At 72.1% G+C, this 14,402-nt stretch carries 10 protein-coding genes; 4 read left to right on the top strand and 6 right to left on the bottom strand.

Going from position 1 to position 14,402, the window contains the following annotated elements:
• Positions 1-54 precede the first annotated feature (54 nt).
• The gene (locus ACGFN2_RS22255) at positions 55-1,383 is read left to right on the top strand and encodes a PLP-dependent aminotransferase family protein (protein ID WP_393363064.1); all 1,329 of its coding nucleotides are present in this window, start codon (positions 55-57) and stop codon (positions 1,381-1,383) included.
• 24 nt (positions 1,384-1,407) lie between these two features.
• On the opposite strand, the gene ACGFN2_RS22250 is transcribed toward ACGFN2_RS22255, so the two are convergent.
• The 5 genes from ACGFN2_RS22250 to ACGFN2_RS22230 form a co-directional block, all read right to left on the bottom strand.
• Positions 1,408-1,707, bottom strand: a complete 300-nt coding sequence (locus tag ACGFN2_RS22250; protein WP_362601390.1) for a hypothetical protein — start codon at positions 1,705-1,707, stop codon at positions 1,408-1,410.
• A 185-nt stretch (positions 1,708-1,892) separates the two neighbouring features.
• The gene (locus ACGFN2_RS22245) at positions 1,893-2,993 is read right to left on the bottom strand and encodes a glutathione S-transferase family protein (RefSeq protein WP_393362995.1); all 1,101 of its coding nucleotides are present in this window, start codon (positions 2,991-2,993) and stop codon (positions 1,893-1,895) included.
• Positions 2,994-3,117: 124 nt separating this feature from the next.
• Positions 3,118-4,089: a non-homologous end-joining DNA ligase gene (gene ligD / locus ACGFN2_RS22240; RefSeq protein WP_362601385.1), complete on the bottom strand. Its 972-nt coding sequence runs from the start codon at positions 4,087-4,089 to the stop codon at positions 3,118-3,120.
• A 75-nt stretch (positions 4,090-4,164) separates the two neighbouring features.
• A complete protein-coding gene (locus ACGFN2_RS22235; RefSeq protein WP_393362992.1) occupies positions 4,165-6,474 on the bottom strand; it encodes an MMPL family transporter in 2,310 nt (769 codons plus the stop codon).
• A gap of 171 nt (positions 6,475-6,645) precedes the next feature.
• Positions 6,646-8,067 (bottom strand): arylsulfotransferase family protein, encoded by a 1,422-nt coding sequence (locus ACGFN2_RS22230; RefSeq protein WP_393362989.1) that lies wholly within the window; start codon positions 8,065-8,067, stop codon positions 6,646-6,648.
• 740 nt (positions 8,068-8,807) lie between these two features.
• On the opposite strand from ACGFN2_RS22230, the gene ACGFN2_RS22225 reads away from it, so the two are divergent.
• Both ACGFN2_RS22225 and ACGFN2_RS22220 read left to right on the top strand, forming a co-directional pair.
• The gene (locus tag ACGFN2_RS22225) at positions 8,808-10,103 is read left to right on the top strand and encodes an alpha/beta hydrolase family protein (RefSeq protein ID WP_393362986.1); all 1,296 of its coding nucleotides are present in this window, start codon (positions 8,808-8,810) and stop codon (positions 10,101-10,103) included.
• A gap of 292 nt (positions 10,104-10,395) precedes the next feature.
• Positions 10,396-11,133: an SDR family oxidoreductase gene (locus tag ACGFN2_RS22220; RefSeq protein WP_362601373.1), complete on the top strand. Its 738-nt coding sequence runs from the start codon at positions 10,396-10,398 to the stop codon at positions 11,131-11,133.
• A gap of 247 nt (positions 11,134-11,380) precedes the next feature.
• Here the strand turns inward: ACGFN2_RS22220 and ACGFN2_RS22215 are convergent, their stop codons facing one another.
• Positions 11,381-12,250 (bottom strand): polysaccharide deacetylase family protein, encoded by an 870-nt coding sequence (locus tag ACGFN2_RS22215; protein WP_393362982.1) that lies wholly within the window; start codon positions 12,248-12,250, stop codon positions 11,381-11,383.
• A gap of 197 nt (positions 12,251-12,447) precedes the next feature.
• On the opposite strand from ACGFN2_RS22215, the gene ACGFN2_RS22210 reads away from it, so the two are divergent.
• Positions 12,448-14,382, top strand: a complete 1,935-nt coding sequence (locus ACGFN2_RS22210; RefSeq protein WP_393362979.1) for an APC family permease — start codon at positions 12,448-12,450, stop codon at positions 14,380-14,382.
• The last annotated feature ends 20 nt before the right edge of the window (positions 14,383-14,402 follow it).

Below are 14,402 nucleotides of genomic sequence, written 5' to 3'. Positions count from 1 at the left end.
CAGTGCCTGTTGCGGCGTCGGTGGCGGCGTCCGAGGGAGTGAAGGGTGGACAGGGTGGACGACTACCGTGCGCTCGCCGATGACCTCGCGGCGGACATCGCGGCCGGCCGGCTCCCCCCGGGGGAACGGCTGCCGCCGCTGCGGCGGTTCGCCCGCGACCGGGGGATCGCCGGCTCGACCGCGGCCCGGGTGTACCGGGAACTGGGCCGGCGCGGGCTGACGGTGGGGGAGGTCGGCCGCGGCACCTTCGTCCGCGCCGCCGCGCCCGCGGCCGAACCCGCCCTCGCCGAGCCGGGCGGGGCCCGGGTCGACCTGGAGCTGAACTTCCCGGTGCTGCCCGGCCATCCGGCGCTGCTAGCCAAGAGCCTGGGGCATCTGCTGCGCCCCGACGCGCTGGCCGGTGCGCTCCGCCCGGTGGGGGCCACCGGCACGGCCGTGGCCCGGCGGACCGCGGCCGCGCACCTCGCCCGCGGCGACTGGGCCCCCGACCCCGGGCAGCTGCTCTTCGCGGGCAACGGGCGGCAGGCGCTGGCCGCGGCGATCGCCGCGCTGGTCCCGGCCGGTGAGCGGCTCGGCGTCGAGGCGCTCACCTACCCCGTGGTGAAGGGCATCGCGGCCCGCCTCGGCGTCACGCTCGTCCCCCTCGCCATGGACGAGCACGGCCTGACCCCCGAGGCGCTGCGCTCCGCCCCTCCGCTGCGCGCCGTCTACCTCCAGCCCGCCCTCCACAACCCGCTCGGCCGCACCATGCCCGCCCGCCGCCGCACCGAACTCGCCGCTGTTCTGCGGGAGTTGGACCTCCACGCCATCGAGGACGCGATCTACGGATTCCTCCGCGACGACCTCTCCCCGCTCGCCGCGCTCGTGCCGGAGCGCACCGTGGTCGTCGACAGCCTGTCCAAGCGGCTCGCGCCCGGACTGTCGCTGGGATTCCTCACCGTGCCCGAGGGCAGCGCACCGGACTTCGCGGCCGCCCTCAGGACGGGGACCTGGACCGCCGCCGGCTTCGCGCTCGACGCGGCGACCCGCTGGATGGCCGACGGCACCGCGGCGGCGGCCGAGGCGGAGAAGCGCGGCGACGCCGCGGCACGGCAGCGGCTCGCCGCCGAGCGGCTCGCCGGATTCCGGGTCCAGGCCGATCCGCAGGCGTATCACTGCTGGTGGGAGCTTCCGGACCCCTGGCGGGCCGACACCTTCGTGGCCGCCGCCGCACGTCGCGGCATCGCCGTCACCCCGTCCGGGGCCTTCGCCGTCGGCCCGGCCCACGCGCCGAACGCCGTACGGCTGGCGCTCGCCTCGCCGCCCGTCGACGTGCTGGCCGAGGCGCTCGACGTGCTGGCCGGGCTGGCGCGCCGGGAACCGGAGGACACCGGGGCGGAGTGAGGGAGCGCCGGGCCGGGCGGTGGCTCAGGTGCCGCTCATCAGCTGGCCGAGACCGCTGCGCAGCTCCGCGGTGTTCATCACCGGCTGGAGCGAGACCTTGGCGTGCAGGTCCATGAAGAACGATTCGAGGAGCGTCGGCATCTGCGACGACTCGGTCATGTCGAAGTAGAAGTAGGCGGTGCGCTCACCGCCGTCGAGGGTGAAGTAGGCGGCTTCTGGCTGAAGGGCGGCGAGGGCCGTCTCCATGATCTTCGGCAGACTGCCGCTCTGGATCACCTCGTTGCCGGTCTCGGTCGGTATCCGGGCCGTCAGGACCATCCTCATCGGGCTCACTCCTCGCGTGGCGCGTGGGCGGGTGGAGTGCGGCGGCGAACCGGGGCCCGGGTGCTCGGCGCCTGCGCGGGAGGCTCCGGTGCACCGCTGGTGTGTCCGTGCTGTCTGCTCTCAGGGTCTCACGGCCCGGCGGCCGGGGCCGGTTCCCGGCGGCCGGGGGCGGGCGCGGAGGCGGGTCAGGCCCCGGTCAGCAGATGCTCGGGGCGCCCGCTGGGCGGCACCTCCTCGGCCGGCGGCACCGGGCCCGGCGGGGTGCCGTCACCGAACGGCCGGCCGCCCAACTCCTCGCGGTGGTGCGGCGTCAGCCAGCCGGAGAGGTCCGGTCCGCCCGGGACGATGCCGGTCGGGTTGATGCCGGTGTGCACCTGGTAGTAGTGCTGCTTGATGTGGTGGAAGTCGACGGTGTCGCCGAAGCCGGGCGTCTGGAAGAGGTCCTTGGCGTAGGCCCACAGCACCGGGTCCTCGGCCAGCTTGAACCGGTTGCACTTGAAGTGCCCGTGGTAGACGCAGTCGAAGCGGACCAGGGTGGTGAACAGCCGGATGTCCGCCTCGGTGAGGGTGTCGCCGACGAGGTAGCGGCGGTCGTGCAGGCGCTCGGACAGCAGGTCCAGACGCCGGAACAGATCGCGGAAGGCGGCGTCGTACTCGCTCTGCCCGGTGGCGAAACCCGCCCGGTAGACGCCGTTGTTGACATCCCGGTAGACGCCCGCCATAACGATGTCGATCTCCTCGCGCAGCGGCTCCGGATACAGGTCGGGTGCGCCGGGCCGGTGCAGCGCCGTCCACTCCGTCGCGAAGTCCAGGGTGAGCTGCTGGAAGTCGTTGGTGACCAGCTGCCCGCTGGGCACGTCGACGAGGGCGGGCACGCTGACCCCGCCGGGGTAGCCCTTCTCCCGGGCGTCGTAGGCCTCGCTGAGGAAACGGATGCCGAGGACGGGGTCGCGGCCGTCCGGGTCCAGGGTGAAGCGCCAGCTGCGGTCGTCCTGGAGGGGGTCGGTGACGGCGAGCGAGACCGCGTCCTCCAGGCCGAGCAGCCGCCGGGAGATGACGGCGCGGCTCGCCCAGGGGCAGGCGCGGCTGGCCACCAGCCGGTAGCGGCCCGCCTCGACCGGCCAGCCGTCGCGCCCGTCCGCCGTGACACGGTCGGCGAAGTGGCTCCTGGAGCGCTTGAAGGGCTTTCTGCCGTACGCGGCATTGCCGTCCGTGGCGGCGAGTGCGGCACCGTCCGCCGCGCCGTCCGTGGTGCCGCCGTTGTTGCCGGCGTCGGGCTGGGGCATCACCGACTCCTTCCGTCTGCGGTTGCTCCGGTCCTCAGGGCGAGCCTTCCCGGCCGGGGGCGGGTACTCCCTCGTGTCAGCCGCCCGGCGCACCGCCGCGGCCCGGGCGAGCCGGGCGGCCGGCTCAGCCGAGGCGGGTGAGGTCGGGCCGCAGCCGGTGCCAGATCGGATGCCGCAGCCGGCCGGCCGAGGTCCAGCCGGTGTGCGTGACCTCGGCGACGAGCCGGGGCTCGGCCCAGTGCACCCCCGCCAGCTCCACCGGGTTGAGGAACGGGGACCGGTCGAGCGGGATCACGTCCAGGTACCGCGCCAGCTCCTGGCGCTCGCGGTCGGACAGCCCCGAGCCGACCGAGCCGACATACCGCAGCCCCGCGGGCTCGGCCACCCCCGCCAGCACGGCGCCCGGCAGCCCGGTCAGCCCGCCGTGGCCCTCCGTCCAGCCCCCGATGACCACGTCGAGGGTCAGCACATGCTTGGTCTTGCGCCACTCGGGCGACCGCACCCCCGGCAGATAGGCCGAGGACAGCCGCTTGGCCACCACCCCCTCCAGCCCCGCCTGCAGCGAGGCCTCCCACGCCTGCTGTCCCTGGCCGGCCAGATACTCCGGCGCCGACCAGTTCGGGCCGCGCAGCCGCAGCCCGGACAGCAGGGACCGGCGCTCGTAGTACGGCGACCCGAGCAGCGAGCCGTCCAGATACATCAGGTCGAAGAGGACGAGGTGGACGGGGTGCTCCATGGCCAGCCGGGCCGTGCGGCGCGGGTTCACCACGCCCATCCGGCGCTGCAGCAGCCCGAAGTCCGGCCGTCCGCGCGCGTCCAGCACCACCACCTCACCGTCGAGCACCGCGGCCCGCCCCCGCAGCTGCTCACCCAGCGGCGCCAGCTCCGGGTAGCTGCCGGTCGCCTCGTTGCCCGCGCGGGTGACCAGCCGGACGGTGCCGTCGCCGGGGGTGTTGACGATGCAGCGCGCCCCGTCCCATTTGGCCTCGAACGCCCAGGCCGCCTCCTCGTGCGCGGCGGGCAGCGGGCCGATCGTGGCCAGCATCGGCCGGATCACCGGGTACGGGGCCGAGCCACGCTCGGCGGACGGGGCCATGGTTCGATGATCGGGCGAGACGGGGGTGTGCGCAGATCGGACGGCGGCCGGCGGCGGCCGGGCCGGCCGGGACCCTCAGGCGCCGCCGCCCGGCCGGGCCCCGCTCCGCGGCACGTCCCCGCGCGGCGGTCCCTCCGCGGGCAGCTGCTCCTCGCCCTCCGTACGGACATGCGGCAGGACGCGGTCCAGCCACCGGGGCGTCCACCAGGCCGCCGGGCCCAGCAGCGTCATCACCGCGGGCACCAGCAGCAGTCTGACCACGGTGGCGTCGATCAGCACGCTCACCGCCAGGCCCAGGCCCAGCATCTTCACCACGATGTTGTCGCTGATGATGAACGCGGCGAACACACTCACCATGATCAGTGCGGCACAGGTGATCACCCGGGCGGTGATCTCCAGGGCGTGCGCCACGCTCGCCTTCGCGTCGCCGGTGCGCAGCCATGCCTCGTGCACCCGCGACAGCAGGAAGATCTCGTAGTCCATGCTCAGCCCGAAGACGATCGCGAACATCATCATCGGGACGTAGCTCTCGATCGGCACCGTGCCCGAGACCCCGAGCGCGGGGCCGCCCCAGCCCCACTGGAAGACCGCCACCACCACCCCGTACGAGGCGGCGATCGACAGGACGTTGAGCACCGCCGCCTTCACCGCGACCAGCACCCCGCGGAAGACGGCCAGAATGATGACGAAGGCGAGCGCGACGACCACGGCGATGATCAGCGGCAGCCGGCTGGCGACGATGTCCAGGAAGTCCACCTGGCCGGCGGTCGTGCCGGTCACATAGCCGTGCGCGTCGGTCCCCTTGACGGCCTCCGGCAGCAGATCGTGCTTGAGGCGGTTGACCAGGTCCGTGGTGTCCGCGTTCTGCGGGGCCTGGGTGGAGTAGGCGGTCCCGGTCAGCACCGCGCCGTCCGGGGTGGCCTTCAGCGGCGTGACGAAGGCGGCGCCCGGCACGTCGGTGAGGGTCTGCTGTGCCTGTGTCGCCAGCATCGGGCGGTCCGCCTGCGGGACCGCGGACTGGTCGATGACGAGGGTCAGCGGCCCGTTGGAACCGGGGCCGAACGCCGAGGACATCAGGTCGAAGGCGCGCCGGTCGGTGAACGACTTCGGGTCCGCGCCGTCGCCGATGTGCCCCAGCTGAATCCAGAAGACCGGAAGGGCCAGCACGACCACCACGAACACCCCGCCCGCCAGGTACCACCACGGGCGGCGCTCCACCCGCTGGGCGTAGCGGTGCCAGGTGCCGTGCGCCTCCCCGCCCGGTTCGGCGTCCGTCTCGGCGATCGGGCGGCGCACCCGGAGCCGGTCGATCCGGCGGCCGGTCAGCCCGAGCAGCGCCGGTACGAGGGTGAGCGCGCCGAGCACCGCCGAGACCACGGTGACGGCGGCCGCCACCCCCAGTTTGCCGATGAAGGAGACGCCCGAGACCCACAGTCCCATCAGCGCGATGATGACCGTGCAGCCGGACACCAGCACCGCCCGGCCGCTGGTCGCCACGGCCCGGCCCGCCCCGGTCACCGGGTCCGCGCCGTCCATGAGGTTCTGCCGGTGCCGGGTGAGCAGGAAGAGCGCGTAGTCGATCCCGACGCCGAGGCCGATCATCGTGGCCAGGGTGGGGGAGACGGTGGCGAAGACGAAGACGGCGGCGAGCAGCCCCAGGCAGGCCAGTCCGCAGAGCGCGCCGATCAGCGCGGTCAGCAGCGGGATACCGGCCGCCAGGACACTCCCGAAGCCCACCAGCAGCACCAGGATCGCCACCCCGAAGCCGATCGCCTCGCTGGTCCGGTCGTTGGGTTCGGGCCGGGCCAGCTCACCCAGCGACCCGCCGTACTCCACCTCCACGCCAGCGGAGCGCAGCGGCCGCACCGCCGCGTCGACCCCGTCCAGGTAGTCCGGCTTCAGCGTGGACGGCTGCACGCTGAAGCGCACGGTGATGTACGCGGTGCGGCCGTCGGTGGACAGCGGCCCGACGTCCGGTGTCCCGGGCGGCCGCGCGGGAGGCGGGGCGCCGGGCGCCGGCAGCGGGTTCTGTGCGGACAGCACGTCCGGCAGCTTGCCGAGCGCGGTGACGGCACCGTCGATGTCGTCGCGGAAGCCCGTCAGCGGTTTCTCGTCGTGCAGCACGACCTGGCTGCTGTAGCCCCCCGCCTTCGGGTCGTGCTCCTGGAGCACCTCGCGGCCCTGCGTCGACTGGACACCGGGCAGTGCGAAGTCGTCGGAGTAGTCCCCGCCGTACGCGCGTTGCAGCACCTGCAGCCCCGCCAGGGCGGCCAGCCACAGGACGAGGACGACGACGAAGTGCCGGGCACACCACTCACCGATCCGCCGCAGCAGCCCCCGCTCACCGGACGCGGCCGGCCCGCTCGGATTCCTCGGCGACGACATAGGTGCTCCCGATGCGGGCCGGCGCTGCTGGCACATACGGACACTCAGCATTCAACGGCGGTCCGGCCGCTGCGGCACGTCCACGGGGTATCCGGGTGTCGGCCGAACGGGTGCGCGGCTGCTGTCCGGACTTCGTACGGACGACTCGCTCCCGTGGTGCGGTGCCCGCCGTTATCCGGCCGGCGTCACAATTTTCGAGGTACCGAGTACCCGCCCATGCGCGTCAAGCGCTCTGACCTGGAAGTACGGGCCCCGGTCCGCTGTCGCGAGCGCCGTCTCGAATCCGGTGCGGGGGACGCGCCCGCGGACGACCCGCAGGGAGTGGGGACGGGGGCCGGCGAGCAGTTGCCACCTTCTGGTCTCGGTGGAGCCGTTCCACGAGGCGTAGACGACGTGGCGTCCGCCCCCGGCTCGTGCCGCCGCACTCGGAGGGTAGTACGGCCGGCCGACCCATCGGTCGCGGAAGGCACGGTACGAGATGTTGGAACCCGGCATCTTCGCGTCGTAGAGCAGGCTCTGCGAGCCGTTGTTCTGGGAATTCCCCGGATACGCGTACTCCGAGTAGTAGGAATTCTGGCCCCACCCGATGAACTGGTTCCCGTTGGGGAGGGCTTGGGTGTTCCCTTGGGAGGCGGAGTACAAAGGCGGTGCGTGGTAGTAGGTCTTGTGGACGGTCGCCCGGCGGCGCGCGAAGTCAAGGTTGAGGATCAGGCCGTGTGACTGCTGCTCGGGTGTGCCGTCCGGCTGACTGCAGCAGCCGTCGTCGAACATGCTGATCCGGCTTTCCGGCCGGAACCTGACGTCGTGTTGCCAGAAGAAGTCAGCGTTCGGGCCGAAGGTGAAGTCGCTCCGTTTTCCGCCGAGTTGCCAGCGGATGCGGCCGGTCCTCCGGGAGATGTCGTAGGCCGCCCACATGTTGCGTGCTGAGATCAGCAGTTCACCGTCGGGTCCTTCGTCGATCGAGTTCATGTGGTAGGCGTCCCACACTCCTCCGGATGACGACGCATCGGAGGCGGGCACCTCGGATTCGGCCGGATCGACGTGATCGAGGATGTCCCATGAGAAGACGAGTTCCCCGGTGGCGAGGTCGACCTCCTGGACTTCGCTGTCCAGGATGGCCCCGCCCTCGGGACCGCCGTAAGGGCGGAGGTCCATGGGGACCGGCTTGCTCGCGATGAACAGCGCGGTTCCTCTGCGGGTCAGGAGGAATTCGTGCTCGTCCGGATGGAAGCCGTGACGGGCGAAAACCGTTCTGACCAGGCGGTAGTGGCTGTCGTAGACGTAGTAACACCCGCCTGGTTCGGGGGCGCCGCCCGGCAGGTTGGTGTAGGCGGGCGGGATCGCGATGGACCCCTGCCACCAGGTCAGCACGGGCTCCGCAGTCCCCTTCCGGGGGTGGTGATAGGTCTGAACCTTGAAGTCGGCGTTCTGCAGGCTCGTCGAGGGCAGCGGCCGGAACCAGACCGGCTCACCGGAGTTGTCGGAAATCAGCGCTCCGGTCTGGCCGATCATCGGGCTGCTGATGGTGTACGGGCCGGTGAAGATGCTCCCGGCTGCCGTTCCCGGGCGCTGCGCGGTCACGCTGACCCGCATGGGACGGAGCTTCGGCGCGGAGACGAAGCTCCACACGCCGCTGCCCGACGTGATCAGCTCCGGCGCAGGAGGGCTCCCCGTCGGAGGTGCCGGCTCGGTCGCACACAAGCGGGGCCCTGGCGGCGAACTCGCCTCGGCGGGAACCACACCGCTCGCGAAGGCGATCCCCGCGGCCAGTGCGCAGGCCCCTGGAGCGCGGCTCATCCGCCTGGCCCGGCGAGCCCAGGGCTTTTCCTCTGCCATCGTTTCTCCGTCGCGATGTGTCACATTCCTGAGCCGCCCGGGAACATCCGTCAGCAAGATCAAAGCGCGGGAGACCTGCGCTTGCCGGCGACGCTAAGCGCTGCGGTCGGCCGCCGCCCGCTGGAGACGCCGTCCGGTGGACCGTTCACCCGGCCCTCGCAAAGCGGCGCGGGTTCTTCGGGACGGCACACGGAGCCACCACTCGCCCCAGCGGCTTTCCGGTAGCGCCCTGATGACGGCTGCCTCTGTGCTCATGCCGGCCCAACGGCCCATCAGACCGGCGCTTGAGCAGGCGCGTAGGCACCGCGGCGCCTAACGTCACAGGGCACGGCTCCCGGCATCGAGCACTTCTGGCCGGCGGCCGGGAGGGCGACGACAGGAAGAAGGCACAGGTGCGGTCATCAGCAAGGAGCGAAGCCGCCGTGCGCGCCCTTCCGCTCCGGCCAGGCGTCCGCCGCCGCCCTCCCGAGGAAGGAGGCCGGCGGGCAGGCGGTCTTGTGGGACGCATCAAGCGGTCGGGCAAACCGGTAGCCGCTCTGCTGCTGGCGACGGCCCTCACCGGGTGCGGGTTCACCTCCCCGGGAGACTCCGACGGTTCCGGGGAGAACGCGGGCAACGGCGACGTGGTGGGCACTCCCACACCGCTGCGCAACGTGCCCCGCGAACTGTCCACCCTGGCCGACGGGAAACTGATCGTCTACCGCATGCCGGGCATGCAGGGGCATCAGATCAAGGCGACCGCCATGCTGTTCACTCCCCGGAAATCTCCTCCGGCCGGCGGCTGGCCACTTTTCGTCTGGGGGCATGGGACCGTCGGATGGGCCCCGGAGTGCGCACCGAGCGTCCAGCTCCAGGAACACAAAAAATGGGCGGACCAGCCGAACGCGGCGTTGCTGGCGGCCGTCCTGAAGATGGGCATCGCTGTCGTGGCGCCGGACTATGAGGGTCTGGGGCCGGCGGCAGCCGGCGTCACGGCCGGGCACGGCTATTACCATCTTTCGAGCCAGGGCAAGTCCATGAACTTCGCCGCCGTCGCCGCGAAGCGGTATCTCGGCGGAAGGGCCTCCGGGGAATGGGTTCCGGCCGGCTGGTCCGAAGGGGGATTTGCCGCGCTCGCCGCCGCGTACTACTCCCGGTTGTCCGAGAAGGCGGAGCCTGCCCTGGATTATCGGGGGACGATTTCCCTCGCTCCGGTCCCGGACGTACCCGCCATGAACAAGCTCCTGTGGCGGGACATCGCCCAGGCCTCCCAACCCGGGACCACGCCCACGGACCATCAGATCGACCAGCTGGTCTTCGCCAACGCGGAGACCATCTATTTCACGAGAACCCAACGCTATGCGGGCTATCGAGTCGCGCCCGAGAAAATCTACGGCCAGAATATGCTGAATTTCTATCAGCGGAACTGGCGGACGTGCCTGGACGATCTGAACGCCATGGTCAAGCGTGACATCAAAAACTACCTGAATTCCTCGCCCTCCCACCGCTTGGATACCTACCCGGGCATCCGCGGAAACGCTCCGAACTCGCTGCCGGAGAATCGGCGGTTCTTCGAACGGAACCAGGGAAGGCTTGAGAACTCGACGCTGCCGGGGTCGGTCCTCTGGCTCTACGGGGCCGATGACATCACCAGCCCGAGTTCTGTCACGTATCACGTCGTCAACAAGATGCTGGCCAACGCCAACGACATCAACCTCGCCGTATTCGAGGGCGCCGGCCACTATGACGTGCCCACGGTCGGCCTGCCGCTGATCCAGGCCCGCCTGAGGCAGCTCTTCGCGGCGCGGTCATGAGCGGATCGTGTTGCCGGTGACCGGCCGGCCGGTGACGGCACCGGTGGAGGGAGCCGGCTGTAGCGGGTGACGGCGGTGGTGTGGTGGATGCGGCAGGTGCCTTCGCCGCCGTCGCCTGGCCGTTCCCGCTTCGCCTCATGCCTCCTTACGATGCCTCACGACCGTTTGTGCCGGCGCACGAGATGAGGACCGATCCGTTGATGAACCATTCCTGGGCGCTCACCGCACTCGACAGGCCCCCCGGGCGGGCCGGCTGCCGCCGCCGTCCGCGGGCCGGGGCGGAGGGGGGCCGATGAGCCGGGCGGTGCTGGTGACCGGGGCGTCGCGGGGCATCGGGCGGGCGGTGGCCGAGGTCTTCGCCGCGCACGGGGACCGGGTCGCGCTGCACTACGCGTCGCGGCGGGCGGCCGCGGAGGAGGCGTTCGCGGGGCTGGCGGGGAGCGGGCATGTGCTGGTGCAGGGCGACCTGCGGACGCCCGACGGCGCGGCGGCGCTGGTCGAGGCGGCGGTGGCCGGGCTGGGCGGCGTCGATGTGCTCGTCAACAACGCGGCCGCGAACGTGGCCCACCCCCTGGACCGCACCTCGTTCGAGGACTGGCGGGACGCCTGGCGGCAGGTCGTGGACGTGAACCTGCTGGGCGCTGCGCATGTCAGCTACGGCGCGGCGCGGAACATGATCGAGCGGGAGGTGGCGGGCCGGATCGTCAACATCGGGTCGCGCGGCGCCTTCCGCGGCGAACCGGACCACCCGGCGTACGGCGCGTCCAAGGCGGCGCTGCACGCGATGGGCCAGTCGCTGGCGGTCCACCTGGCGCCGTACGGCATCGGGGTGGCCTCGGTGGCTCCGGGCTTCGTGGAGACCGAGCGGGTCGCGGACCGGCTCACCGAGGACGTGCGGCAGCAGAGCCCGTTCGGCCGGGTCGCCGCGCCCGCCGATGTCGCCTCCGCCGTCCACTACCTCGCCTCGCCCGAGGCGCAGTGGACCTCCGGGACGGTGCTGGACGTCAACGGCGCGTCGTACCTGCGCTGAGGAACGGGGAAGCCCCGGCCGAACGGGGGAATTCGGCCGGGGCGGTCTCGGGGGCGCGGGTGGCGACGGCGGCGGCCTCCGGGCCTGCCGCCGGGCGGCGCTGGGCCGGCTTCGCGGTGGCGGGCCGTGCGGCGCCGTCGGGTCGGCACCCGCTTCCAAATTGAACGATAAACCATTGAGTCGGTTTCCGCCGCACGGGGTGACCGCTCTCACCCGCGGCCGGCCCAGGGAGCCCGCGGGCCGCAGGTCAGGGCACGATACGGACCGGGCGATAGCCCTCGTCCAGCAGCCGCGGCAGATACCAGTCCAGCGCCTCCACGGTCTGGCTGCGCTCACCGCCCCCGTCGTGCGACAGCACGATCGCCCCGGGATGCAGCGCGTCCAGCACCGTGTAGGCGATGGTCTCGGCCCCCGGAGCGGTCCAGTCCTGCGAGTCGACCGCCCAGCCGACGGGGGACATGCCCAGGGCGTTGCAGATGCTCAGCGAGGGGTCGTCCCAGTCGCCGTACGGGGCGCGGGCCAGGTCGGGAGCGGTGCCGAGGACATCCTCGATCAGCGCGCTGGTGCGGCCGAGTTCGCTGTGCACGGCGCCCGGCGGCAGCGTGGTCAGCTGCGGATGGCTCCAGGTGTGATTGGCGACGGCATGGCCGTCGTCGGCGAGGGCGTGCAGCAGGCCGGGGAACTCGACGGCGTTCTCGCCGATGACGAAGAACGTGGCGCGGGTGTCGTGGCGGCGCAGAATCCGCAAGATGTCGGGCGTGTGGGCGGGGTGCGGCCCGTCGTCGAAGGTGAGGAAGACCTCCCGGCGGTCGGTGGACAGATGGAAGGCGACATCGGGGTGCGGGGGTGAGGCGCCCGGCCCGGAGCGGGAGGTCTCACCGGCCATCGGGCGCAGCCGGAACGGCCCCGGGGCGCTCCCCGGGCCGGGCCGCTCGGCGGTCATCAGCGGCCCGCCGTCGGCACCGGAGGGCTTCGCCGGCGTCGGGGCCGGCGGCGGGCCGGTCTCCGGAGTGCCCTCGCCGGACGGGAACAGGACCCGGGCGGCGGAGAGCGTCCCGAGCACGACCGCGGCGTGCAGGAACATCCGCCGGGTACGGGTGTGCTGATCGGGGTCCACCCCTCACGTGCTCTCACGCGGCCCGCTGGGGGAGCGGCAGCGACACCGGGGCGGGCGGGTTCCGTACCCGATCGGCTCGCACCGGCGGGCCGCTCGCCGGCCGCCGCCGGAGGGGCCGCCGGGGCACCGCCCGCGATGCGGCACGGGCCCGCGAGCCTCCGTCCCGCTCCACCGGGCGGCCCATAGCTTGTCCGGCTATGAGCCAATTCTTCAGGCCGAAGCGGATGATGGTGGGTCGTCCGCTGGACAGTGCCCGCCTCGGTGAGACGCTGCTGCCGAAGCGACTGGCGCTACCGATCTTCTGCAGCGACCCGCTCTCCTCCGTCGCCTACGCCACCGAGGAGATCCTGCTGGTCGTCGGCCTCGGCGGGATCGCCCTGCTCCATCTGACCTGGTACGCGGCGGCCGCCATCGTGCTGGTGCTGGTCGTGGTCGTGGCGTCCTACCGGCAGACCTGTTACGCCTATCCCGGCGGCGGGGCGTACCGCGTCAGCGCGCAGAACCTCGGGCGGAACGCGGCACTCACCGCGGCCAGCGCGCTGCTGGTCGACTACGTGCTGACCGTCGCGGTGTCCGTGGTGTCCGGCGTCGCCGCGATCACCTCCGCGATTCCGTCCCTCGGCGGCCACGACGTGGCGCTGTCCGTCGGGTTCGTGGCACTGCTGGCCCTGATGAACCTGCGCGGGGTCCGGGAATCCGGCCGGGTCTTCGCCGTGCCCACCTACGGCTTCGTCTTCTTCGTCTACCTGATGTTCGCGGTCGCGGCCGTACGGCTGGCCACCGGCGCGAGCATCCGCGCCGAGTCCGCCGACCTGCCGCTGCACGCCGTCTCGCACTACACCGGCGTGGCCCTGGTCCTGCTGGGCATGCGCGCCTTCGCGTCCGGCTGCACCGCGCTGACCGGCGTCGAGGCGATCAGCAACGGAGTGCCCGCCTTCCGCCGGCCGAAGAGCCGCAACGCCGCCACCACGCTGCTGGTCATGGGGTTCTTCTCGGTCACCATGTTCGGCGGGATCACCGTCCTGGCCATGCTCTCCGACGTGCATGTCGCGGTGCAGCCCACCGAGCTGGGGCTGCCGCCGGACACCCCGACCTCCACCGCGCTCGCCCAGATCGCCCGCGCCGCCTTCGGCGACCTCGACACGCTCTTCTACCTGCTCCAGGCGTTCACCGCCGGGGTGCTGATCCTCGCCGCCAACACCGCCTTCAACGGCTTCCCGATGCTGGCGTCGATCCTCGCCGAGGACGGGTTCGTGCCCCGGCAGCTGCACAACCGCGGGGACCGGCTGGTGTTCTCGAACGGGATCATCCTGCTCGCGCTGGCCGCGATCGGGCTGATCGTCCTCTTCGACGCGGAACTCACCCGCCTCATCCAGCTCTACATCATCGGCGTCTTCGTCTCCTTCACGCTCTCCCAGACGGGCATGGTCCGGCACTGGCGGACCGTCCTCGCCGAGCCGGGGCTGCCGTCACGCGAGCGGACCCGGCACCGGCGCTCCCAGGCGATCAACGCGGTCGGCGCGGTACTCACCGGGGTGGTCCTGGTCATCGTCCTGATCACCAAATTCCTGCACGGTGCCTGGATCGTGGTGATCGCCATGCCGCTGCTCTTCCTGGGAATGCGCGCGATCCACCAGCACTACCGGCGCCTCGACCGCGAGTTGGCCGTCGCCCCCGGCGCCCGGCCCTGGGAGCCGGCCGGGAACCATGTGCGGGTGCTGGTGAACTCCCTGCACGCGCCCACTCTCAAGGCCCTCGGCTATGCCCGCGCGATGCGCCCCACCACGCTGGAGGCGCTGACCGTCGCCGTCGACCCCGGCGACGTACGCGAGCTGCGCGAGGAGTGGGACGCCCATGACATCGACGTGGCGCTGCAGGTGCTCAGCTCGCCCTACCGGGACTTCACCCGGCCGGTGATCGACCACATCCTGGACGTCTGTGCGCGCTACCCGGGCGGCGCCGTCACGGTCGTGATCCCCGAGTACATCGTCGGGCACTGGTGGGAGCAGCCGCTGCACAACCAGAGCGCCCTGCGGCTGAAGGCCCGGCTGCTGTTCACCCCGGGTGTGACGGTGGTCAATGTGCCCTACCGGCTTCCCTCCGGCACGGCGCCGGGGGAGGGGGAGGGGTAGGCGTAGGAGGGCGGCCGCCG

The sequence above is a fragment of the Streptomyces sp. NPDC048612 genome (assembly GCF_043199295.1).
Classification (GTDB): Bacteria; Actinomycetota; Actinomycetes; order Streptomycetales; family Streptomycetaceae; genus Streptomyces.
Note: the sequence above shows the minus strand (reverse complement) of the source record. Positions and strands in the feature narration are given on the sequence as shown.